Origin of the sequence: Corynebacterium sp. H128 (assembly GCF_037482625.1) — a bacterium.
Lineage (GTDB): Bacteria > Actinomycetota > Actinomycetes > Mycobacteriales > Mycobacteriaceae > Corynebacterium.
This window is the reverse complement of the sequence record NZ_JBBHKW010000002.1, coordinates 100,513-123,337: the sequence shown is the minus strand read 5'-3', so window position 1 is coordinate 123,337 and position 22,825 is coordinate 100,513. Positions and strand designations below refer to the sequence as shown.

General features: G+C 57.6%; 25 protein-coding genes. 15 read left to right on the top strand and 10 right to left on the bottom strand.

Features of this window, described 5'->3' with window-relative positions:
• Positions 1 to 4: 4 nt before the first annotated feature.
• From arsC to WG915_RS02455, 3 genes are read right to left on the bottom strand one after another with little or no spacing between them, the layout of a single operon-like run.
• The gene (gene arsC / locus WG915_RS02465; RefSeq protein ID WP_339563782.1) at positions 5 to 349 is read right to left on the bottom strand and encodes an arsenate reductase (glutaredoxin); all 345 of its coding nucleotides are present in this window, start codon (positions 347 to 349) and stop codon (positions 5 to 7) included.
• Complete coding sequence (locus WG915_RS02460) at positions 346 to 879, bottom strand: DUF402 domain-containing protein (RefSeq protein WP_339563781.1); 534 nt, start codon at positions 877 to 879, stop codon at positions 346 to 348. The genes arsC and WG915_RS02460 overlap by 4 nt, the downstream gene beginning before the upstream one ends.
• Positions 880 to 897: 18 nt before the next feature.
• Positions 898 to 1,575, bottom strand: a complete 678-nt coding sequence (locus WG915_RS02455; protein WP_339563780.1) for an Rv1157c family protein — start codon at positions 1,573 to 1,575, stop codon at positions 898 to 900.
• 264 nt (positions 1,576 to 1,839) lie between these two features.
• Here WG915_RS02455 and typA point away from each other — a divergent pair, with 264 nt between their 5' ends.
• The 9 genes from typA to WG915_RS02410 all read left to right on the top strand — a co-directional run bounded on the left by typA (position 1,840) and on the right by WG915_RS02410 (position 10,826).
• Positions 1,840 to 3,750: a translational GTPase TypA gene (gene typA / locus WG915_RS02450; RefSeq protein WP_339563779.1), complete on the top strand. Its 1,911-nt coding sequence runs from the start codon at positions 1,840 to 1,842 to the stop codon at positions 3,748 to 3,750.
• A gap of 59 nt (positions 3,751 to 3,809) precedes the next feature.
• Positions 3,810 to 4,973: an MFS transporter gene (locus WG915_RS02445; RefSeq protein ID WP_339563778.1), complete on the top strand. Its 1,164-nt coding sequence runs from the start codon at positions 3,810 to 3,812 to the stop codon at positions 4,971 to 4,973.
• Positions 4,970 to 6,571, top strand: a complete 1,602-nt coding sequence (locus WG915_RS02440; RefSeq protein WP_339563777.1) for an ABC transporter family substrate-binding protein — start codon at positions 4,970 to 4,972, stop codon at positions 6,569 to 6,571. Before WG915_RS02445 ends, WG915_RS02440 begins: the two co-directional genes overlap by 4 nt.
• Positions 6,571 to 7,467 carry an N-acetyl-1-D-myo-inositol-2-amino-2-deoxy-alpha-D-glucopyranoside deacetylase gene (gene mshB / locus WG915_RS02435; RefSeq protein ID WP_339563957.1) on the top strand — a complete coding sequence of 299 codons (897 nt, stop codon included), beginning with the start codon at positions 6,571 to 6,573 and terminating at the stop codon, positions 7,465 to 7,467. The genes WG915_RS02440 and mshB overlap by 1 nt, the downstream gene beginning before the upstream one ends.
• 53 nt (positions 7,468 to 7,520) lie before the next feature.
• On the top strand, positions 7,521 to 7,868 hold the full coding sequence (locus tag WG915_RS02430) for a hypothetical protein (RefSeq protein ID WP_339563956.1): 348 nt from the start codon (positions 7,521 to 7,523) through the stop codon (positions 7,866 to 7,868).
• 43 nt (positions 7,869 to 7,911) lie between these two features.
• The gene (fdxA, locus tag WG915_RS02425) at positions 7,912 to 8,235 is read left to right on the top strand and encodes a ferredoxin (RefSeq protein WP_339563776.1); all 324 of its coding nucleotides are present in this window, start codon (positions 7,912 to 7,914) and stop codon (positions 8,233 to 8,235) included.
• Positions 8,235 to 9,353 carry a succinyldiaminopimelate transaminase gene (gene dapC, locus WG915_RS02420; RefSeq protein ID WP_339563775.1) on the top strand — a complete coding sequence of 373 codons (1,119 nt, stop codon included), beginning with the start codon at positions 8,235 to 8,237 and terminating at the stop codon, positions 9,351 to 9,353. Before fdxA ends, dapC begins: the two co-directional genes overlap by 1 nt.
• A 4-nt stretch (positions 9,354 to 9,357) precedes the next feature.
• Positions 9,358 to 10,212, top strand: a complete 855-nt coding sequence (locus tag WG915_RS02415) for a pseudouridine synthase (RefSeq protein ID WP_339563774.1) — start codon at positions 9,358 to 9,360, stop codon at positions 10,210 to 10,212.
• A gap of 65 nt (positions 10,213 to 10,277) precedes the next feature.
• Positions 10,278 to 10,826 (top strand): GtrA family protein, encoded by a 549-nt coding sequence (locus WG915_RS02410; protein WP_339563773.1) that lies wholly within the window; start codon positions 10,278 to 10,280, stop codon positions 10,824 to 10,826.
• On the opposite strand, the gene WG915_RS02405 is transcribed toward WG915_RS02410, so the two are convergent.
• From WG915_RS02405 to WG915_RS02385, 5 genes are all read right to left on the bottom strand, one after another.
• Complete coding sequence (locus WG915_RS02405) at positions 10,823 to 11,305, bottom strand: hypothetical protein (RefSeq protein ID WP_339563772.1); 483 nt, start codon at positions 11,303 to 11,305, stop codon at positions 10,823 to 10,825. The two genes, WG915_RS02410 and WG915_RS02405, sit on opposite strands and share 4 nt — an antisense overlap.
• A gap of 4 nt (positions 11,306 to 11,309) precedes the next feature.
• Positions 11,310 to 11,528: a helix-turn-helix transcriptional regulator gene (locus WG915_RS02400; RefSeq protein ID WP_339563771.1), complete on the bottom strand. Its 219-nt coding sequence runs from the start codon at positions 11,526 to 11,528 to the stop codon at positions 11,310 to 11,312.
• Positions 11,529 to 11,655: 127 nt separating this feature from the next.
• On the bottom strand, positions 11,656 to 13,047 hold the full coding sequence (locus tag WG915_RS02395; RefSeq protein ID WP_339563770.1) for an amino acid permease: 1,392 nt from the start codon (positions 13,045 to 13,047) through the stop codon (positions 11,656 to 11,658).
• A gap of 123 nt (positions 13,048 to 13,170) precedes the next feature.
• Entirely contained in the window at positions 13,171 to 14,532 is a 1,362-nt protein-coding gene (locus WG915_RS02390) for an amino acid permease (RefSeq protein WP_445227771.1), read from the bottom strand.
• Between the two features lie 123 nt (positions 14,533 to 14,655).
• On the bottom strand, positions 14,656 to 15,606 hold the full coding sequence (locus tag WG915_RS02385; RefSeq protein WP_339563768.1) for a DapH/DapD/GlmU-related protein: 951 nt from the start codon (positions 15,604 to 15,606) through the stop codon (positions 14,656 to 14,658).
• A gap of 170 nt (positions 15,607 to 15,776) precedes the next feature.
• Between WG915_RS02385 and WG915_RS02380 the strand changes: the two genes are divergently transcribed.
• The 6 genes from WG915_RS02380 (at position 15,777) to WG915_RS02355 (ending at position 19,833) form a co-directional block, all read left to right on the top strand.
• Positions 15,777 to 16,604, top strand: a complete 828-nt coding sequence (locus WG915_RS02380; RefSeq protein ID WP_339563767.1) for an LOG family protein — start codon at positions 15,777 to 15,779, stop codon at positions 16,602 to 16,604.
• Between the two features lie 4 nt (positions 16,605 to 16,608).
• Positions 16,609 to 17,478 carry a dihydropteroate synthase gene (gene folP / locus WG915_RS02375; protein ID WP_339563766.1) on the top strand — a complete coding sequence of 290 codons (870 nt, stop codon included), beginning with the start codon at positions 16,609 to 16,611 and terminating at the stop codon, positions 17,476 to 17,478.
• A complete protein-coding gene (locus WG915_RS02370; RefSeq protein WP_339563765.1) occupies positions 17,457 to 18,227 on the top strand; it encodes a glucosyl-3-phosphoglycerate synthase in 771 nt (256 codons plus the stop codon). Before folP ends, WG915_RS02370 begins: the two co-directional genes overlap by 22 nt.
• 42 nt (positions 18,228 to 18,269) lie before the next feature.
• Complete coding sequence (locus WG915_RS02365; RefSeq protein WP_339563764.1) at positions 18,270 to 18,578, top strand: DivIVA domain-containing protein; 309 nt, start codon at positions 18,270 to 18,272, stop codon at positions 18,576 to 18,578.
• Between the two features lie 129 nt (positions 18,579 to 18,707).
• Positions 18,708 to 18,875, top strand: coding sequence for a DUF3117 domain-containing protein (locus WG915_RS02360; protein ID WP_339563763.1), 168 nt, complete (start codon positions 18,708 to 18,710; stop codon positions 18,873 to 18,875).
• Between the two features lie 76 nt (positions 18,876 to 18,951).
• Positions 18,952 to 19,833 (top strand): methyltransferase domain-containing protein, encoded by an 882-nt coding sequence (locus WG915_RS02355; protein WP_339563762.1) that lies wholly within the window; start codon positions 18,952 to 18,954, stop codon positions 19,831 to 19,833.
• Here WG915_RS02355 and WG915_RS02350 read toward each other — a convergent pair.
• Positions 19,830 to 21,251 carry a GH32 C-terminal domain-containing protein gene (locus WG915_RS02350; RefSeq protein WP_339563761.1) on the bottom strand — a complete coding sequence of 474 codons (1,422 nt, stop codon included), beginning with the start codon at positions 21,249 to 21,251 and terminating at the stop codon, positions 19,830 to 19,832. The genes WG915_RS02355 and WG915_RS02350 overlap by 4 nt on opposite strands.
• Before the next feature lie 330 nt (positions 21,252 to 21,581).
• A complete protein-coding gene (gene glgA, locus WG915_RS02345; RefSeq protein ID WP_339563760.1) occupies positions 21,582 to 22,754 on the bottom strand; it encodes a glycogen synthase in 1,173 nt (390 codons plus the stop codon).
• Positions 22,755 to 22,825 lie beyond the last annotated feature (71 nt).

Below are 22,825 nucleotides of genomic sequence, written 5' to 3'. Positions count from 1 at the left end.
CAGACTAGATGATCTCGGCTATCAGCGCTGTGGGCCGGGCAATGCGGACGCCCTTCAGGGTGCGCACAATCGGGCGTTCAATCAGGATTGGGTGTGCTGCCATTGCGGCGAGGACATCCTCGTTCGAGGTTTCGGTGGAAAGGCCTAGTTCCTGGTATACGGGCTCGCCGCGACGAATGGCGTCATGTGGGCTGATGCCCGCTTCTTTGAACAATTCGGCCAGCTCTGCCGTGCTTAGCGGTTCCTTGAGGTAGTGGACTACCGTGGGGACGATTCCGTGATCTTCCAGATATGTCAGTGCTGCGCGAGACTTGGAGCAGCGTGGATTGTGATAGACGGTGACGCTCATGATGCTGGCAGCAGAGTGACGCTTGGTGCCCAGCTCAGTTCGATGCCGCGGGCGGTGAGCCAGCCCATGGCGTCGTCGCCAGCGCGGGTAATGCCATCAACGGCGGATAGGGTCGTTTCGATGGCTTTTTCTGCCTCATCGGCGGTGATAATGCCTGCTGAGGTTGCCGCCGCGAGTTCGTCGATATCCACTACCTCCACCGGCTCGCCGGTCACGGAGATGAGATCCACGTAGTAATCGCGGGTGTGCCACTTTTCGTCTGACACGGTGATAGCTGCAACATCAATATAGAAGTCTTGGTTGCGCTCGTAGCCGGGGCGGTAGTGGAATTTATTCACTCGCACACTCAGGGAAGGAAGGAGCCAACTCTCCAAGTAGCCGAATTCTGGATGATTGGCACCGCGGGCCATGTAGAGCCCGAATTCGGTCTCTAAGTAGGTGTCGACCTCGCGTAGGAAGCCCTTTGGGTCGATGTTGGTGTTAGCGGGGACGTCAAAGGTCTCTTGCTTCACTGGGTGGAGTTCAGTCATTGTGATCGATTCCTTAGGCTAGCTAACGAAGAATGAGGTAGCGGTTGGGGCGAAATTGCAGGTGTTGGTGGGTGCACCGGCGTCGTCGGTGAGTGTTACGCCACCGTCGAGCCATGCCAATACCTGGCCGGATCCGGTCCCTGCAACACCGGTCAGAGTGGCTGGCCCTTCCGGGTTAAGGCCGGTGTTAGTGAGCGGAGTGACCCCAACACGGAAAGTGTTGAGATTGACCCAGTGGACAAACATGCCACTTTGCTCTTTCGCAGCCGCCGGAGTTCCTAGCGCGGTGAAGACAAAGGCGGTTTCTCCGGCTTTGGCTCCGGGAAGGGGCAGTTCTGCTGGGCCTGGCACTGCGATGGCTGTGCCAGTGGCGGAAAGATTACCGTTGATGCAGCTAGCTGAGACGGTGGGCCAAATGAACTGGTTGATATTCGGTCCGCCTTCGGGCAAAGGCACCCCGCCTTCGCCGCCGTCTCGATAGAAACCGACTGCTGCGAGCAGTGCGTTGCGTACATCCTCAGGCACCCAAGGCTGACCTGCAAAGTTCTCCATTTGTTGGAGGATGTGTGGCGCTGGGCGACCGAGGTGGTCAACTGGGGAAGAGGTAAGCGGCGTGGCGTGCGCAGGCGGCACTACGGCTGCACTCAGCAGTAGTGCGAACATCGCTGGGGCGAGTCTGCGGGTCAGTGCACGCACGGCAAATAGTCTCTCTTTCGCTCATAGGGGGTAGCGACCTCAAAAGTCACAGTTTGCACTCTAGCAACAAAACGCTACTTTTGCCCCTTCAGTTTCAAACTTCCGGGTGGTCCCTCTAACTAAGGTGTCGGGAAAAGTCACGGCGCCGTTACGCCTGAACCTAAAAGGTGCGCTGAAGGGTAGGTGAGGAGTACGCTTGAGTCCCGTTGTATGTGCCCTGTAAATAGACAGGTCACGCCCGAAGTTTGATGGAGATTTTCGCTAGTGACACAAACAGAGTTCCGTAACGTAGCCATCGTCGCTCACGTTGACCACGGCAAGACCACACTTGTCAACGCATTGCTGGAGCAGTCCGGCGTATTCGGCGACCACGGCGAAGTTACCGACCGTGTCATGGACTCCGGTGATCTGGAGCGCGAAAAAGGCATTACCATTTTGGCCAAGAACACCGCCATCCGCCGCAAGGGGGCCGGCAAAGATGGTCATGACCTGATCATCAACGTCATCGACACCCCTGGCCACGCCGACTTCGGCGGCGAGGTGGAGCGCGCACTGTCCATGGTGGACGGCGTGGTGCTGCTTGTCGACGCCTCTGAAGGTCCACTGCCGCAGACCCGTTTCGTGCTCGGCAAGGCACTTGCTGCCAAGATGCCAGTGATCATTTGTGTGAATAAGACGGACCGCCCCGACGCACGTATCGACGAGGTCGTCGAAGAGTCCCAGGACCTGCTCCTCGAGCTCGCGGCGACCATCGAAGACCCAGAGGCCGCCGAAGCAGCTGAACAGCTCCTTGACCTCCCAGTACTCTTCGCCTCTGGCCGAGAGGGCAAATGCTCCACCGAGAACCCCGGCAATGGCAACGCTCCTGAGGCCGAGAACATGGACGCGCTTGTCGACGTCATCTATAACGTCCTCCCAGAGCCTTCTGCAGAGCTGGATGCACCGCTGCAGGCACACGTAACCAACCTTGACTCTTCTACCTTCTTGGGGCGCATCGGTCTGATCCGTATCTTCAAGGGCAAGATGAAGAAGGGGCAGCAGGTTTCTTGGATCCATTACGATTCCGAGGGCAATCAGCACATCAAGACGGCTAAAATCGCCGAACTTATGCGTACTGTCGGCGTGACTCGTGTGCCAGCTGATGAAGTTATCGCAGGCGACATCGCTGCCATTTCCGGTATTGACGAGATCATGATCGGCGATACCCTCGCCGACATTGACAACCCAGTGGCGCTGCCGCGAATCACCGTCGATGAGCCCGCAATTTCCATGACCATCGGCGTCAACACCTCCCCAATGGCTGGCCGCGGTGGTGGCGATAAGCTCACCGCCCGTGTCGTCAAGGCTCGCCTGGACCAGGAACTGATCGGTAACGTGTCGCTGCGCGTTCTTCCGACTGAGCGCCCGGACGCCTGGGAAGTTCAGGGGCGTGGCGAAATGGCCCTGTCCATCCTGGTGGAAACCATGCGTCGTGAGGGATTTGAACTTACGGTAGGTAAGCCACAGGTTGTGCCAAAGATCATCGATGGCAAGACCTACGAGCCATACGAGCACATGGTCATCGATACCCCATCCGAGTACCAGGGTGCGATTACGCAGCTCATGGCTGCTCGTAAGGGGCAGATGTTGTCCATGGATAACACCAGCTCCGACTGGGTACGCATGGAATATAAGATTCCTGCCCGTGGCCTCATTGGCTTCCGTACCACCTTCATGACGGAAACCCGCGGCACCGGCATCGCTAACCACTACTCCGAGGGCTACGAGCCATGGGCTGGCGAAATCAAGGGACGCGCAACCGGCTCTCTCGTTGCTGACCGTACCGGCCAGATCACCGCATACGCGCTGACCCAGCTTGCTGACCGCGGCCAGTTCTTTGTTGAGCCAGGCACCGAAGCTTATGAGGGCATGGTTGTCGGCGCTAATAACCGCGATGAAGACATGGACATCAACATCGCGCGTGAAAAGAAGCTGACCAACATGCGTTCCGCAAACGCGGACGCTACGGTGACGCTGGCTAAAGCGCGCAACCTCTCCCTGGAAGAAGCCATGGAGTTCTGTGGCGGTGACGAGTGCGTCGAGGTTGCCCCTGACGTCATTCGCGTCCGAAAGGTGATCCTCAACGCGACCGAGCGTAACCGCGCCCGGTCCCGTCAAAAGCAGCTGAATAAGTAGTTTGCTTTTCTTTCTCCCGCCGTTTCCGGCGGGGGAATTTTTTCATACACTGGCTGCTAATGGATTCCTTAAAACTCACCCCTGTCATTGGCGTTGGGCTGATGTTTGCAAGCAACGGCGCACTTTTTGCGAGCTTGTTGCCCTGGTACCCGACCCTGATGCGGGAATGGGGGCTCTCCGAGGCCACCTTCGGCCTCACCGTTGCCTGCTTCGCGCTTGGTTCGATCCTGTCTTCCGCTGTCCCAGCTCCGGTGGTAAAGAGGTTTGGGCCCCAGAACACGGTTATCGGCGCAACGGCTGTCATGGCCGCTCTACTGAGCTTGGGTGGCACACTGAGCAGTGGGCTGATGCTGGCAGTGTTATTGCTCGCCCTGGGGTTTGTGGATCCAATCGTGGATGTAGCGCAGAACGTGGCAGCGGTGAAGGTACAGGACAAAGTCGGATTTTCGATCATGTCTAGTGTCCACGCCATGTGGAGTCTGGGCGCCGCTCTCGGCGGGGCGGCGGCCACCCTTGCTGTGGGCGAAGTCGCCATGATGCATCACTTGTTGCTAGCAGCTGTGGTTGCGGTCGTCATGGCCACAGTGGGGGCGCGCATGACGGGCGCGCTGCCTGCCGACGTCGCGGAGGAAAAAGCGGGCAAACCCAGAAACTTACAAACGCTCTGGCTAGTGTTGCCCATCGTGGTGGTAGCTATGAGTGGCACCATTGTGGAGGAAGTCGCGAACAGCTGGGCACCACTGATCGCGCACCAACTGGCTGGGGTGCCAGTAGCTGACGCAGGTATTGCCTTGACTTTGATGCTGAGCGCGCAGTGCATCGGCCGCTTTGCCGGAGACCCAATGATTAACCGCTGGGGGAGAGTCAGAATCGCGCAGTTCGGTGGTGCATTGATCACGGTAGGCGCGGTGCTTGCCATATTCAGCCAAGGGACAGCCCTGTTGTACCTAGGCTTAGGTCTTGCGGGTTTTGGGTGTGCGACCATCGTGCCCAGTGCTTTCGCTGCTGGTGCAGCGCTCCCGGGAGTCTCAGCTGGCGCCGGTCTGACACTCGTTTCCTGGCTGATGCGGATTAGCTTCTTGACGGCGAGCCCCATCATCGGCGCAATCGCTTCGGTCAGCTCACTCCGGGTCGCCCTAAGCCTCCTAGTCTTAGGCGGTGTGACAATTGTGTTACTTGGTCACAAGCTCAACCCACGCAGCGTGGTAACAATAGAGAAATGAAGCTTCCTTCGATTCGAGTTGGCGCTGCTGTTGCCGTCGCTACGCTTGCTGCTGGCTGTGCCGCGCAGCCTGGCCCCGCCCCCATCCAGCAAGAGGACGCGCCGACCACTACGCAGGTGACGGTGACTCCAGAGGTGCCAGCGGATAAGAAGAATCGGGAAGAGCTGGTGATCGGTATTGATACGGTGACCAATGGTTTCAACCCGCACCTGCTTGCAGATGATTCGGCTTTCGTGCAATCGCTTGCGCAACTCGTGCTACCGAGCGCTTTTTATGACGGTGATATGAATTCCGATCTGTTGGTTTCGGCTGCGGAAATCGAGCCGAGTCCGGGCGCTGTGCAAACAGTGCAGTACCGGATCAAGAACGAAGCACAGTGGTCCGATGGCTCGCCCGTCACCGGAGCGGATTTTCACTACCTGTGGAGCAACCTCAGGTCTCAACCCGGCGTGATCGATCCGGCGGGTTACCAGGCAATGAAAGACGTGCGCACCTACGAAGGCGGCAAGCTCGTGACCGTTGACTTCAGTCGGCGCATCGATGCTTGGCAACAGCTTTTTCAAAATCTTCTGCCTAGCCACCTACTGTCCATCGGCACGGAGTCCTTTGACAGAGTGATGGCAACGCAAGTGCCAGCTTCTGCGGGTCGCTATATGGTGCGCACCATCGATCGGCGTCGTGGCGTGATCGAACTTGCGAGAAATGACCGTTTTTGGGGTAAAGATACCGCCGACGTGGAACTGTTGACCTTCCGAGAAACCACCAATGTCAGTCAGGCTGCTGAGATGCTGCGCACCGGCCAGTTGAGTTTTGCGCATCTGACCCCGGCTGAGACTACTTTGGATTCGTTGCGACTAGCCCAGGGGCTGCAGGTAAGAACGTTGGATCGGGATTCAGTACTTGGTTTGAGTTTTAATACTGCGACTCTGCACGATGCAAGTCTGCGCAAGACCATCGCGTCCGCGATCGACGTGCCGCTGGCGGCCCGGCTCGCCGCCGGCCGATCCTCCGATTTGGCACTGGCAGATTCATACCAAGCGGGACCACTCCCGCGGGATGAGGCCGCAATAGCAAGCGCGCAGCAGCTCTTGGGTCGCCCTTTGAAAATTGCGGTGGATCCTGCAGAGGACAGTTCCCGGGATGGTGCGATCGCAATCGCAGACATGCTGCGCCGGGCTGGCTTCAGCGTAGAGATCATCCAAACGGACTTTAAAGATATTACTGCGCAGCGGATTTCCAAGGGGGAAGTGGACTTAGTTGTAGGGTGGCAACGTCAACCCGATGATGCGCTCACAGCTGCGGGCCGATATTCTTGCGCGACTGAGGGTATCGTCGCGGACAACCTGTCAATGTGGTGCGACAAGAACACCGAACAATACTTCGCTGAGGCACTAGCCCGCAATGCGTCGAAGGAAGAAATCCATGCGTATGTGACAGAGCTGAACAGTGCCGAAATGCTCTCGCTTCCGATCATGCGAGATAAGCGAGTAGACGTGTTGAGCTCGGGTATTGTAGGTCCTGCTCCTCAATTGGACCAGTGGCCCGTGGTGGCGGACTCCTCAGTGTTGTCCACCGCGCATAAATGGAAAGAGAAATGATGCGGGATTTGACGGGGCTTCGCGTCGTTGCGGTGCATGCACACCCAGATGACGAGGCCATTTGGACCGGCGGTGCATTGGCCGATCTCGCACATCGTGGCGCCGATGTCACGGTGGTCACGTGCACCCTTGGTGAACAGGGCGAAGTTATTGGTGAGCCCTTCCAGCAGCTCGTTGCCGATCAAGCCGACCAACTAGGTGGGTTTCGCATCGGAGAACTGCAGGCATCCCTGCGGCACCTAGATGTCCGGGGTGTTTTCCTCGGCGGTGCTGGTCGGTGGCGTGATTCCGGAATGATCGGTGACCCCGCCAATGATTCACCCCGTGCGTTTATCCATTCCGGCGATGTCGCGGTGCAGCAGCTCAGCGAGCTTTTCGACGCCCTCAAGCCCCACATCGCGATCACCTATGGGCCAGACGGCGGCTATGGTCATCCTGACCATATTCGGGCGCACGAGATTACGCACGCTGCGGCTGAGCACCATGAAATCCAGCGGATTTACTGGGCAGTGACGGATCGCCACGCTCTTGAAGCTGGGCTTGCAGACATTAGCGAGATCCCCACAGGGTGGCGGCACGCTGCTGCGGGGGAACTTGCGGCCGTCGATAGGCACGATGTGCGGCTGGAGCTCAGCGATGTTGCTGTTGCCGCGAAACTCCGCGCGATGAAAGCTCACCCGACTCAGCTGTGGATCGCCGACGGTGATATGAACGCGGTAAACCCGCTCGCCGCTACCGCCACTTTGCGTCAGACCAACAATGCGCTCGCGGTATTTGCACTGAGTAACCTCATCGCACAGCCCCTCTTGCGCTGCGAGTACTACCAAATCGGCGCCGGAACACCCGTCGCTAAGGGGACCGTACTTTCCGAGCTAGCTGGGGGAGTGTCGTGGTAGATCAGAAGCCCTTCGTTTACTCCGATCACTCGCGCGGTGAAGTCGTCTTTGGCATGTTGTGGCTCACGCTGGGCGCGTTGATGAGTGTGCTGCTAGAAGTTGTCTACCTAGGTACCTGGATCGCTCTGCCTAGCGGGCAGCATGTGCCACTGCCGTATCCGATCCTCATCGCCTTCCTCTTCAACATGGTGCTCACCAAGACGGCTCGCCTATGGTCTACAAACTTCAGCGTGTTTTTCATCCCACTAGTTGCATGGATCCTGGGCTTTCTCACACTGACTTTCTGGGTGAGCTTTTCAGGGGATATCCTAGTGGGGTCAAACCCACGCAGCTTAGCGCTACTGGCCGCCGGAATCGCCGGGGGTCTGTGGCCGACGTTCAAGCCGCAAGTGGCACAATAGAATCCATCTCCCACTCCTGGGTACCGATTTTCGAAAGAAACAAATGACTTACACCATCGCACAACCTTGCGTCGACGTAATGGACAAGGCCTGCGTCGAAGAATGCCCTGTTGACTGCATCTATGAGGGCAAGCGTTCCTTGTACATCCATCCGGACGAATGCGTAGACTGTGGTGCCTGTGAACCAGTGTGCCCAGTTGAAGCTATCTTCTATGAAGATGATGTCCCTGATGAGTGGGTCGAGTACAACGATGCCAATGCTGCATTCTTTGATGACCTTGGCTCACCAGGTGGTGCCGCCAAGCTCGGCCCACAAGATTTCGACCCAGAACTCGTCGCCAAGCTTCCACCGCAGGCTGCTGAATAATGCCTGCTAGCCCGCGCGTTCCTCTTGGCAACAGGCTGCCGGAATTTCCCTGGGACACTCTTGCTCCAGCGAAGGAAAAGGCAGCCCAGTTCGACGGTGGCTTGGTCGACCTTTCGATCGGCACGCCTGTCGACGCCATCGCGCCGGGCATTCAGCTGGAACTCAGCAATGCGGCAGCCGCCCCGGGGTATCCGCCTACCCAAGGCATCCCCGGTCTCCGTGAAGCTGCAGTCGACTGGCTGGCACGTCGCCACAATGTTCCGGGAATGGAACCCGAATATCTTTTTCCCGTGGTCGGGACTAAAGAAGCAGTGGCATTATTGCCATTGATGTTGGGCCTCGGTGCTCAGCACACGGTGGTCATCCCTGAAGTGGCTTATCCGACTTATGAAGTTGCCGCGTTGACTGCCGGGTGTCGCGTGATTCGGGCGGACTCGTTGACCCAGCTCGGACCGGCAACCCCAGCGCTGCTGTTCCTCAACACTCCGTCAAACCCCACCGGAAAGGTGCTTGGCCTAGAACACCTGAAGAAGGTGGTCTCCTGGGCACAGCAGCGCGGTGTGATTGTTTGCTCCGATGAGTGCTACATCGGTCTGGGCTGGTCTGATACGAATCCGCCGATCTCAATTCTGGATCCCCGGGTCAATGGCGGCGATCTCACTGGTCTGTTGGCGCTGCATTCCTTGTCTAAGTCCTCCAACCTGGCGTCCTATCGTTTCGGATTCTTCGCCGGCGATCCCGCCTTGATTGCGGAGCTCGGGCTGGCGCGAAAACATCTTGGCTTTATGGTGCCAGGGCCGGTGCAACGAGCGGCGATCGCAGCGCTTTGCGACGACGAACAAGAACAACTCCAGCAGCTTCGCTACTCTCGGCGCCGACTGGCACTATTTAAGGCGCTCATTGCCGCTGGGTTTGACATTGATGACTCGGAAGCCGGCCTCTACCTGTGGGCAACTCGGGGAGAGGATTGCCAGGAGACGGTGGCGTGGTTCGCTGAGCGCGGAATTCTGGTAGCGCCCGGTTCCTTCTACGGCCCCAAGGGCAAACGGCACGTTCGAATCGCCCTGTCTGCGACGGACGAGGAAATCGCAGCAGCTGTCGAGCGTATCCTGACTTAGCTTCATGCGTGACTGTCCGCTCCCTGCGCGCGAGGGAATCTCCCCGCAGCGGGTCATGCTCAGCGGGGTAGTGCCTGACTGTCCTGAATATGTGGCTGGTCGCGCGGGAGATAGTCCCTTTGCCTTCGGCGAGGCTATTCCTGCTGGTACGGTTTTGGAACGTCCCGTACTGGCGTGGTTTCATCCGGTTGTTCCACCCGAGCCCACAATCCCATTTCAGGAAGTGATTGTGGACGAGCTTCCTGGGCTGGTCGTGGTAGCGAAACCTGGGTTTGTGCCGTCGACTAGCAATGGGCGGATCCAGCGTGAAACGGTGCAGACCCGCCTGCGCATCCGGCTGCGCAACGACGCAATAGTGCCACTGCATCGTCTTGATCGCATGACTAGTGGGCTGCTGGCATGTTCGAGCGATCCGGCGACCAGGGGCTTTTACCAGCAACAATTTGCGCAAAGAACAGTGCGCAAGCGCTATCATGCGCTGCTTACCAGGCCACTGGCGGGCTTCGCGGAGTGGCAGACGGTGTCGGTGCCGATGCGGAAGCAGCCTGGTAAAAGGGCAGTCGAGGTGGGGTCTGGCACTATGACGGTGACTCGGGTGCGCACAGTGGGTGGACGGTTGGTGGAATTGGAGCCACAGACCGGGTTCACGCATCAATTGCGGGCGCTGTGTGCATTTCTTGGGGCGCCGATTGAAGGCGATGATACCTATCCGATTGCGGGAAAGCTGCAACTCTATAACTATTCTGAGCAACTCAAACTGTGCGCTTCTCAGCTTGAACTGGGGATTTATCCCAATTACGAGCCTAAGGTGTGGACTATGCCACAGCTTGCCGATCCCGGGTTTTGGCAGGTCGGGTAGTAGGATCTAACGGATATGTCCTGTCCGCCGTGTAAGAAGAGTGACTGTTGAGTAAAAGCGTTCCAGTGTTTCGCGATCGTCTTAAGACGAACACCAGCCAATTCATTAAGTTTGGCATCGTGGGCGGCTCTGGCGTTCCCGTGAACCTGTTGGTAGCAGCGCTTGCCATGAAGATCTCGCTGTGGACGGGCGGGCCCGCATACCACGATGCTGTCATTGACATAGTGGGCACGCCCTTCAATATTCGCGGTTATCACGTGTTCCAGGCCATCGCATTCTTGGTGGCCAATCTCTGGAACTATCAGCTCAACAGGTCGTGGACCTTTGGAAATCTGGAGAAGCGTAGTTGGCTGCGGGGATTCTTCCCGTTTTTAGCCACAGGTTTACTGGCCTTCTTGGTGCAGATGTTTGTTACTACTCTGATGCTCAATCCGACCTCGCCGTTGGCGCTGCCGGAGTTTCTGGACGATTCCTCTGGGCTGAAGAACCGCTTCTACTGGGCGCAGGCGATTTCGATTCTGGTTGCTATGCCGGTGAATTTCATCGTGAACAAGCTGTGGGCATTCCGTACCCGGAAGCCCACACACATTGTGCTGTCTGAAACCCCTAGTTAATCCTCCAGCTCTGCATCCAGGCGGACCTGGTCCCTGTCGTGGAGTTTCTGAGTGATGATTGGAATCAGGAACGCCAACGCCAGTGCCGTGGCCACTGCTCCGACGATGCCACCGACGGCGTAAGCGGCATCGCCTTCGTGGTTAGAAAACAGTGCTGCGAGCCACGCGGTGAGTGCGCCAACCATGAGCGCCCATTCCCAGCGCCACAGGTCCTTAAAGCCCTGGATTTTCGGGCGTACCACACTGCGCTTGAGCCAACTGTTGCTGGTGAAGATCCCCACGTAGCTAGGTAAAAGCGCTAGGAATGACAGGTTTACTAGCTCATCCGGAAGGCTCCATGCCAGGATCGGGGCGACAATTATGCAGGACATTGAGCTCCAGAAGCTGCCCACGGTGGCTGACTTATGGGCTTGGAGCTTTTCAAACTCATCGGCGTAGTACTTCTCTGAACGCTCGATGATGCGATCGTTGAGACTCATTGTGTTAGTTCCCTTCTTGTTCGCGGCCGAAGACGCGCTCGACTGTTTCGTTCAATACGTGGCAGATGTCTAAGGCGAGATGGACGGAAGGGGAGTAGTTCCCCTTTTCGATGTTGGCGATTGTCTGTCTGGAAACCCCGACTTTGTCAGCCAGGTCGCTCTGGGAGAGCTCATTCCAGCGCCTTAGCTTGCGCACCATATTGGCGGTAAGTTCTTCCACCATTATGTAACCAACTCCTTACTATGTAATTAGTGTTGTAGTCATAGTGTAAAGGATAGTTTGCATTATGTCTACTAAAAAGGCCGCCGGTTCCAGTTTTACTGTGGAACCAGCGGCGATTAGCGGGGAACTATTCAGCGGGTAAGGCCCGCTTCTGCCAGGGCGATGCTCCCGCCACCTTTGCGTTGATCAGACTTGCAATGAACAACCCCGTCACCATGATCGCAACGGAGGCGAGCTGGGCGCGTGCATCGGCATTGCTCAACATCAGGGCCGCCAGAACAGCGAGTGCGAGAATAGTTACCCAGGTGAGCACTGGGTAAGCCCACATCCGAACAGACAGCTGGTAGCAGCGCTCGAGTCGCGGGCGTAAACAAAGTTGGGAGACAGCGATGAACGCCCACACGATCAGTAGGGAAGCGCCAGCAGAGTTCAGCATAAAGGTCAGCAACCAGCCAGTGTCCACGAAGTTCAACGCGACCATCACCACGCTCAGGACGATAGAGAGGATGATAGCGGGCAGTGGGACGCCTTGGACTGAAGCGCGAGCAAACACCTTAGGGGCCTCGCCGCGGCGCGCCAAAGAGAAGAGCATTCGGGAACTAGCGAAGATCTGGGCGTTAAAGGCAGATAACAATGCGAGGACGATCACCACTTCCATGGCCGTCGCCACGCCCGGCAAGCCGGCTGTCTCCAGCACGCGGGTGAACGGACTGTCTGCGGCACCTTTAGCTTTGCCCAAGGATGCCCAAGGTAGCACAAAAGTGATCACCAGAACGGAACCGAGATAAAACGCTGAAATGCGCATGATTGTGCTTCGTACTGCACCGATGAGAGAACGTTCAGGATCTTCAGACTCCGCGGCTGCGATGGCCACGACCTCGATGCCGCCAAAGGCGAAAGCGACGGCGAGGATGGCCGTCGCTACGCCGCCGATGCCGTTCGGCATGAAGCCGTCCTGCAGGAAAACGCTCGTGCCCAGCGCGGCATGACCCGGCAACAGCCCAAAGATGAGCAGTGCGCCGATAACAAGGAAGGCGAGAATGACAAAAACCTTGATGAATGCAAACCAAAACTCGAATTCGCCAAAGGTTCCTACCCGCAGCAGATTGACCGCAGCGAAAAACACAACGAAAAGCAGCGCTGGCAGCCAAGGGGCGACATCAAACCAGCCACCGACAAATGTCGCAGCGCCGGTAAGTTCTGCACCGAGCACCGCTACGGTGGCCAGCCAATACAACCAGCCTTGAACGAATCCAGCCCAACGTCCGATGCCCATTTCCGCATACTCGGAGAAACTGCCTGAAGCCGGTACCACGGAGCCAATCTCGCCGAGCATCCGCATGATCAATACCGCGATCGTGCCGGCAAAAAGATACGCTACGAGCACTGCAGGCCCCGCTGCCTTAACTCCGACGCCGGTGCCGAGGAACAGCCCTGCGCCAATGGTGGAGCCGAGTCCCATCATGGTTAGGTGGCGGACTTTCAAGCCGGATCCTAAGTGGGTGGCCTCTTGGGACATAAGTTGCCTTCGCTTTCTTGCGTTAGAGATAACACACAAAGCCTAGTGTGGTCAGGTGCTAAGTGCGAAAGGGTCGGCCGCCAAAGATGCTGGCGCCGACCCTTTCAACTGGGAACTGAGAAGCTAGATCTTTCCCTTGTTCTTGGTGGTGAAGCTGAGGGCTACCAATGCGAGGGTAATCACGGAGACTGAGGTGATCTGGGCACGGGCCGATGCATCGAAAAGCATCAACGCAGTAAGCCCGAGGAGCAGCACCACGGTGAGCCAAGGCAAGAATGGAAAGCCCCACATGCGAACTGAAAGTTCACCATTGGCATCCATCTCGCGGTGCAACTTGATGTGGCTCAGTGAAATCATCACCCAAATCACGATCAGGCAGCCGCCCACGGCATTGAGGAGGAATTCCAGCAGGCCGGCTGGGTTCCAGTAATTCAGTGCCACGGAGAGGAAAGCGAAGACCATTGAGAGGAGGACCGAGTTGTTGGGCACTCTGGCGGAGTTTAGGCGAGCAAAGAAAGCGGGAGCATCGCCCTTGGTGGCCAATGAATAGACGAAACGCGAGGTGCCATAAATCTGGGCGTTGAAGGCCGACAGTAGGGCGAGCACGATCACTATCTCCATGATGGTGGCGACTGCCGGAATGCCGGCATCAGAAAGGATCAACGTGAACGGAGACTCGGCTGCAGACTCGGCGCCACCAATCCGATCAAAAGGCAAGAGGAAAGTGATAGCCAAAACAGAGCCCAGGTAGAACATGGAGATGCGCCAAATCACCGAACGTACCGCAGTTGCGATGGCCTCCGAAGGCTTTTCAGACTCGGCGGCGGCGATGGTGACGATTTCAATACCGCCGAACGCGAAAGCGACGGCGAGGAGGCCTGCCGCGACACCGGCAATGCCATTAGGCATGAAGCCGTGATCTCCGATGAAGTTCTTGGTGCCCACAAAGTCAGTTCCTGGCAGCAAGCCGAAGACCATGAGGAAAGAAATGATCAAGAATGCGATGATGACGAAGACCTTGATGAACGCGAACCAGAACTCAAATTCGCCAAAGCCGCGGACGTTCACCAGGTTGACGAAAGCGAATAACACCACGCACGCAAGGGCGGGGATCCAGGGATCCACGCCAAACCAGCTGCCCATGATTGCGGCAGCGCCGGTCATCTCTGCGCCCATGACCATGATCAGCATGAACCAGTACAACCAGCCCAGTGTGAATCCGGCCCAGTGGCCGAACGCCATTTGAGCGTAGGTGGCAAAAGAACCAGAGGCGGGGCGGGCTGCCGCCATCTCTCCGAGCATTTGCATGACGAAGATGACGATGATGCCAGCGATGATATAGGCGAGAAGAATGGCAGGGCCAGCGAGCTGGATGCCGACGCCCGTTCCTAGAAATAGGCCGGCGCCGATGGCGGAGCCGAGACCCATCATCGTCAGGTGCCGAGTTTTCAGGCCCTGACCCAAGCTTGATTGTGTGCTATCCACGGATGTCATGGCTCAACTATTCCGTGCATGCATAACATTCACCAAGTCAATGCGAAAATCTGGTCCAGAAAATGGGACGACGCGTCCCATTTGCCCCAAAGTGGGGGTGAGGTGACGGCGATTTTATGCAGCGGGATCAATGCTGGCCCGGCGGGCTACCGGTTCCGGATGGCCCGCTTCCTTGGTGACCGCCCAGCGATCCTGGCCCGCGATCGTCTTTGCAGGAGCCAAGGAGTCTGTGTCTGGGAAGTAGAGCAGAGTGTCGGGCTCCAACACGAGGTTCGTGCCGATATGGCAGTAGTCTCCCAGATCTACTCCGATAACTCCGGAGGAGACGCCGAAAGAGCAGCTATCGCCGATGCGGAGGGGGAGCCGGAGACCATGTGGGTCTTGCAATCCCATCAGCACGGCGCTCAAGCCAATCTTGCAGTCTTTTCCCATAACCACGGAGGATGACAAGCGGCCCTCGATTTTTGACGGTCCGAGGCAGCCCGCGTTGAAAGAGACAAAACCCTCCCGTAGGACAGAGGTACCAGGTGCAAGGTAAGCACCGAGACGGACACGTTCTGCCTCGGCAATACGGATGCCAGATGGCACAACGTAATCGACCATGCGGGGGAGTCGGTCTACGGCATAGACGTGGATGAGGCCGCGCGAGCGCAGCGCCTGGCGAACATATTCGAAGTTCGTCGGCAAGCACGGTCCCTTATTCGTCCACACCACGGTGGAAAGCAAAGACAGGATATTGTTCATGTTCATCATGCCTGGCGTTACCTTGCGATGGGAGAGCAAGTGAAGCCGGAGATAGACATCGTGAGCGTCTATGGGAGGCTCCGAAAGATTAGCGATTGTGGTTCGAACTGCCACCTGCTCTACCATGCGGTCTTCGTCCAACCCCACCAGAGAAAGCATCTGCGGGCTCAGATCTTGCGCGCCCAAGCGTACGGTTCCGGTTGGCGGCAGCGTCTCGGCTGTGCGCTCAACTAAAGCAGGTTCCGGGTACCACGTATCCAATACGGTGCCGTCCCCGGCGATATTAGCGATTCCGTCGGCTTGAGCCCCCAAGATTGTCATATAGCCCAGTCTAAGGCTTGGCTGCGGATATCTCGCTTTCGCATCTGTCTCACCGACAAATTCCTACGCCGAGAACTTCGCAGGAGCTATTCGAAGGGCGAATCAGCAAGAAACCGACTAGCGTCGATAGAGCAGTACTTTCATAGTCGGCCAGTCGAGGAAGGTTTATCGTGGCTCCAAGCAGAACCCCAACGGAGGACAAACAGCGCATGCTTCGCGGCCCAGTCCTTCTACGCAATTCCGGTCCTCAAGAGAGCACAACCGACCAGCGTCTGTTGGACCACCAGCACAATCTTGACTGGTTGCACACTGATCCCTGGCGTGTGCTGCGCATCCAAAGTGAGTTTGTTGATGGCTTCGGCGCGCTAGCGGAGTTGCCTTTGGCCGTGACAGTGTTCGGTTCTGCCCGGATACATGAAGGCCATCCCTATTATGAACAGGGGCTCAAAATAGGCCAGGAGTTAGTCCAGGCGGGGTACGCAGTGATCACCGGCGGTGGCCCCGGACTGATGGAAGCCCCCAATCGCGGCGCCTCGGAGGCGGGCGGCCTGTCAGTCGGGCTCGGCATCGAGTTACCTCACGAGCAGCAACTCAACGACTGGGTCGATCTAGGGCTGAACTTCCGGTACTTCTTTGTCCGGAAGACGATGTTCCTGAAGTACTCCCAGGGCTTCGTGTGCCTACCAGGTGGCTTTGGCACCCTGGATGAGCTTTTTGAAGCACTGTGCATGGTGCAGACCGGAAAAATCACGAATTACCCAATCGTGTTGCTTGGCACGCAGTTCTGGTCCGGCCTCATCGATTGGTTGCAAGATCGCTTGGTTGCCGAGGGGATGATCGCGGCGAAGGATACGAAGCTCTTCATGGTCACAGACTCTGTCGACGAAGCAATCGAGTACATCGTGGCTAGCCACAAGCAGATCCGTAGCGAGGGGCGCCTGGCAACCGGTGACCGGCTGGACCCGTCCGAGGTAGCCGCGGGGCGTAGCGACGTCTAGCCCAATGCCAGCACTTCCTTCCAACTTCGCGCACACCGAATACCCCGAGCTCGCCGTGGTGATGGCTATTGTGAATCGCACCCCGGATTCCTTTTATGACAAGGGGGCCACCTTTGCCGAGGAAGCTGCGCTTGCAGCAGTTGCAGATGCGGTGGCGGCTGGGGCACAAATCATTGATATCGGCGGGGTCAAGGCCGGCCCAGGGGAGCACGTCGATGCTGCTGCCGAAATCGATAGGGTGGTGCCGCTCATCGCACAGGCACACCAGCATTTTCCGAATGTGACCCTTTCGGTGGATACCTGGCGCAGCGACGTTGCCGAACAGGCTATCGCTGCCGGAGCCACCCTCATCAATGACACCTGGGCCGGTCACGACCCCGAGCTACTCCACGTCGCTGGCCAACACCGAGTGGGCTACGTCTGTTCCCACACCGGTGGCGCAATCCCGCGCACGCGCCCGTATCGGGTGCATTATGACGATGTGGTAGCAGCAGTCATAGCGGAAACCACTGCACTAGCTGAACGCGCCGTAGCTGCTGGGGTGCCGGAGAATTCAATTCTGATTGACCCAACGCATGACTTCGGGAAAAACACCTTCCATGGCCTCGAACTCTTGCGCCGCGTGGATGAAATTGTTGCGACCGGGTGGCCAGTTTTAATGGCGCTGTCGAATAAAGACTTTGTCGGTGAAGCAGTGGGAAGGAGCGTCGAGCAGCGCGTCGCTGGAACTCTCGCCGCTACTGCCTGGGCTGCAGCCCGCGGAGTGGCGGCCTTTCGTGCGCATCACGTCGCAGAGACCGTCGACGTGATTCGCATGACCGGGGCGATCAGCGGAGCTGCGGCACCGGTGCAATGCGTGAGAGGTTTGGTGTGACGCTGAGTCGGACGAGCGTGATTATCCCGGCGCTCAATGAAGAAGACACAGTAGCCCGCGTGGTAACGCTGGCGCTCGCAGACAACCCACTCGAGGTTATCGTCATCGATTCTGAGTCGACGGATGACACTGCGCGCCGGGCTCGTGAAGCAGGAGCCCGTGTAGTGGATTGGCGGGAAGCGATGCCAATCCACTCGACTCGTCCGGGCAAAGGCGAGGCGCTATGGCGGGGCGTGCATGTAGCGCGCGGAGACTTCGTAGTATTCATCGATGCTGACCTGATTGAACCGCGGCCACATATCGTGCGCGACTTAATCCAACCGTTTCGGAACCCTGGGGTGCACCTGGTTAAAGCGCATTATCGACGCCCCCTCCACAGCAGCCCCACCGGTGGCGGTCGCGTAACTGAGCTGACCGCGAAGCCACTCCTGCGTGCGTTGTTTCCAGAGTTGGCGCAGATCAGGCAACCACTATCGGGTGAGTATGCATTGCGCACATCGGTGGCACGTACTTGCTACTTTGCCGCTGGTTATGGCGTGGAGATCGGACTACTCATTGATGTCTATCTCACCTTTGGTGTTGCTGCGATTGCGCAGGTGGATCTCGGAGTACGCCGGCATCGGAATCGGCCATTAGCTGAACTCGCGCCGATGGCGGAGGTGGTTACGCGCACCGTCCTTGACCGAGTCCCGGGCATCTCGACGGTGGCGCGCGCTCAGGATCGTCCGCCACTTGCTACGCTTTCTTAAGAAAAGCGCGTACCTTTTTCGCATCTATAGGGGGTTCTGGCTGTGACCTGGCTGTTGTACATCATTGGGTTGGTGATCGTAGTTGCCCTGCTCTCCATTGTTTTTGGCAAGCTACTGGGGCGCGGCGAAGTCATGCCACCGTTGGTGGATACATTGCCACTGCAAGAGCTGAATCGTGATGCTATTTCCCATCACAATTTCGCAGCTGTGCGCTTTGACACTGTCATTCGCGGCTATCGCCAAGATCAGGTCGATGCCGTCATCACTCAGCTTGTTGCAGAGCTCGAGGAAGCACGCTCCGCACTGCAGCTGCAGCCAGGCGCGAAGAATTCGCCAACCCCAACTGCCTGATCCTGTTACCTGAGTACCCGGGGCACAGTGATGAACTGCCATTTTGCTGCATTTTCCTTTCGGTCGGCGCAGTTTTGGCCTAGACTGGTTGGTTAAGAACAACAGCATAAGAAAGGGAGCTGACGCATCGTGGCAGCTATGAAGCCAAGGACAGGTAACGGTCCGATGGAAGCAGTCGAAGAAGGCCGCAAGATTGTTATGCGCATCCCCACGGACGGTGGCGGACGACTCGTCGTGGAACTCAATAAGGAAGAAGCCGCAGAACTCGGCGCCTTGCTTGTCGACGTGTCTAGCTAACTAACCACCTACTAGCGGCGCTGCAATCACCAGATTGTGGCGTTCGTTTTCGTTTTAAGCACAAGGAGAATCGCCCATGCTGCAACACGTTATCGATGTCCTCGCAGACCCAGTTGATGGAACTCCGCTCGAGCTTGTCGACGACGGACACCGCATCACCGCAGCCTCTGGACACAGCTATGATGTCGCACGCCAAGGCTATGTCACCCTTGTCGGTGGCGGTGGGCTCAAACACGAGGGCGATGACGTCGCAATGGTGGCTGCCCGAGAAACTTTCCTCGGCCAAGGACACTTTGCCCCCTTCGTGGAGGCGGTTTCCGAACACGTTAACCATGCCTTAGAGCAAAGTGGTGTGAGCGAAGAGCAGCATCCAGTAATTGTGGAAATCGGTGCGGGTACGGGCTACTACCTAGCGCATGCCTTGGATGATGTTGCGGATGCACGTGGTGTCGGCATTGATATCTCCGTACCAGCGGCAAAAATGCTGGCAAAGTGCCACCCTCGGGTTGGGGCAGTGGTTGCCGATGCTTGGCAGCGGTTACCCATCAGAGACGAGTCCGTTGACATTGTGACCGTGATTTTCGCCCCGCGTAATCCGGCGGAGTTTGCCCGAGTCTTGAAGAAGGATGGGCAAGTTGTTGTGCTCACAGCGCACCCAGGTCACTTGGATGAACTTCGAGCACCGCTCGGCATTATTGGGGTAGCAGATGGCAAAGTAGAGCACCTCTTAGAAAAAGCAGAGGGGTACCTCGAGCGAATCGGGAACGACGAGGAAATCGAGTTCCCGATGGAACTGGATCGGGATTCGATCGCCGCCCAAATCGGGATGAGTCCGTCTGCCCGCCACATTCCCGCAGAAGTCCTAGCAGAACGAATTGCGGCGCTACCTGAGAAGATGACCGTCACGGCGAAAGCCCGGATTACGCGACTTCGCCGTAGCGCTCCATCAACTGACTAATCGATCGGGAAAATGGAGGACTGTTGCTCGATGACAGCACTTCCGTAGGCCGTTGCCCGGAACTCCACGATTCGGGACTCGGTGTAGACGCGGCTTGCCATGGTCATTGCTCCACCGTCGGCGAAAACTTCCACAGTCGAGCCGTCCACGATCACGGTAATCGCGTCCGTGTCTGAGGCGATCAGGGGGCCTTCAGCAACGTGATCGCCGGTGTGGTTCGGGTTCATCGAGCGATCCAGAGTCAAAATATCGCCCTGATGAGTTACGAGCGCAGCGACACGACCTTGGTCGTCGATAAGCTCGACGCGGACCTCAGCATCTATTTCAGAGGCATCAATGAGCGCGGTGAACATGCACGCCCGGTCAGACGATCGGATGGCAGCCGAAAGCCCTGCTGCCGGCGTTTGGTAGATCAGGCCGTTTTGTAGCGTGGTTTCTCGGGGGAGGGAAAGGCAATTCACCCAGCCTTCTTCCTTAAGGCTCAAGTGCGCACTCGGGTCATCAAAGCGGCCGATGCCATTCATCAAGCCGAAGATATTTGCGGTGGTGAAGTCCGGCGAATCCGAAGTGTCAGGCAGTGCAATATTGGTATTACGCGGGCGAGTGAAATCGTGGCCGAAGTCAAGTCGTGTGAAGGAAGTCGTCACCTTGAACGTGGTGCCGGTGAGCTGTCCTACCAAGTAACCCGAGATATCGATGCCTTCATGCTCAATAGTGACCAAGAGGATGTCATACACCACGCTATCCACCTCGTCCTGGAGGCGGATGATGCGGGGACTAACCAGCCGCTGTACAGCTTCGAGACCAGACGTGCCGTCGAAACTAAGAGGCCCGCGAAGATTCCATTCACGCCGATCATAAGAATCAAGCACCATCAATCGTGGATGATCTTGGTCGCCACATACGGCGAGCATGAACCAACCTTTAAGCGGCTCACCGCTGACGGCGTCGTGGTCCCAACGTGCCACCACACTAGGGGAACGGAAATCTACGTATTCACCTTGGTCACCCACGACCTGTCCGATGCGACGCACATTTTTGTCCACGGAGAGCGCGTCGTCAGAAATATCGGCCAGGGTTTCATCGATGTCATCAATCGTGGCGACATGGATCGACGTGCCCTCGGGAGTAATCGAGGTGAAATAGAGCTCGACAGCACCACTACGGGTACCGATCACTGCCCCCGCGCGAACCTTTACTTCACCAGCTAGCGGCGCGATGACATCATCGCAGATATCCCAATCAAAAGGCTGTTGATCTGAATATTGGTGTGCCCATCGCGCAGGGGAGTCTAAGGTTGGCTGGTACTGGTGGAATACATGCCAAGTGCCGTGGCTGCGCAAAACTCCTGCGGGAGCGTTAAGAACTCCCTGCTCGGGAGTGATGTGAAGTTCCGGACGATGGGTGAAGTAATTCATAGACTTTCCTTCTGCCAAGCAGCATGCCGTTAGCTCAAATGAGCCGGGCACGCTGCGCTAGCGAGGTCGGGCATATGGACACTTCCAGAGTACCGATTTTCCCTATGCCGGGGTGGTGCCCTCCGCGACTGGAATCGCCTGAGCAGCGGATTCACCACAAGAAACATCTTGCCGTGAGGTGGGTGGAGGAACTACCTCCGCGAACGTGTTCCAGTTTGATACCACCGCTGGGGCTGTCACTTCATAACCCGCGGCAGGGATGCCGGTGCTGCTGAAAGCGCAAGCGCGCCCGGGAATCCCCCGGGCGCGCTGCGATTTAAGGCGACCTGGCTACATCAACGACTGGTACACGTCGACGGTTTGCTGGGCGATAGTTGCCCAAGAGAAGTCTTGGACCGCACGCTGGCGACCAGCCTCACCCATCTTCTTGGCATGTTCGCGGTCAGCAACCATCTTGTTGACGCCTTCGGCGATGCCACGCTCGAAACCCGCCGCGTCGTTTTCGTCATAATGCACCAAGGTGCCGGTAGTGCCATCGACTACTACCTCCGGAATGCCGCCGACATCAGAGGCAACAACGGCAGTGCCACACGCCATGGCCTCAAGGTTTACGATGCCCAGTGGCTCGTAGATCGACGGGCACACGAAGGTATCTGCAGCGGTGAGAATCTCCTGGATCTTGTCCTTGGGCAGGAAGTCCTGCACCCAGAAAACGCCGTCGCGCTGTGCTTGGAGTTCCTCCACCAGCGCCTTGGTTTCCGCAGCAATCTCTGGGGTATCCGGAGCTCCGGCGCACAAGACGAGCTGCACACCGTCGTCGAAAAGCTTGGCGGCCTTGACTAGGTGGCCCACGCCCTTCTGGCGAGTAATGCGCCCAACGAATGCCACGATAGGCCGCGAAGGATCGACGCCTAGCTCGCTAAGCACGGAAGCCGGATTCTCAGCAAAAGTAGCGCGAGGCTGCCACAGTTCGGTGTCAATGCCGTTGAGAACGATGCGGACCTTTTCTGGCTCAATACGCGGATAAGCATCGAGAATTGAATCTTTCATACGCGCTGACACGGCAATAACCGCATCTGCGTACTCCATTGCATTCTTCTCAGACCAAGAAGACACCTCGTAGCCGCCACCGAGCTGCTCCCGCTTCCATGGTCGGTGGGGTTCTAGGGAATGCGCAGTTGCTACATGCGGAATGTCATACAAGCGGGCAGCCAGGTGGCCGCCGAGGCCTGCGTACCACGTATGCGAGTGCACCACGTCCACATTGTTTGCCGCATGAGCCATCCGCAGTCCAGTCGAAAGAGTCTGGATCGAAGGATTAGCGTCCTGCAGCTCAGGATCCACGCCATGAACGTAAACGTTGGCTTCTTCACGCGGTGCACCCATGCAGTGCACATCAACGTCAGTGATTTCGCGCATGTAGCGGGTGAGCTCCGCAATGTGCACACCAGCGCCACCATAGATCTCGGGCGGGTATTCCTTGGTCATCATTCCAACTCGCATACTTCCGAATGTAGCCATTCCCGTGCGTGGGCGCAGACCATGTGGGAAAACGACGATCGGGTGGTGCCAAA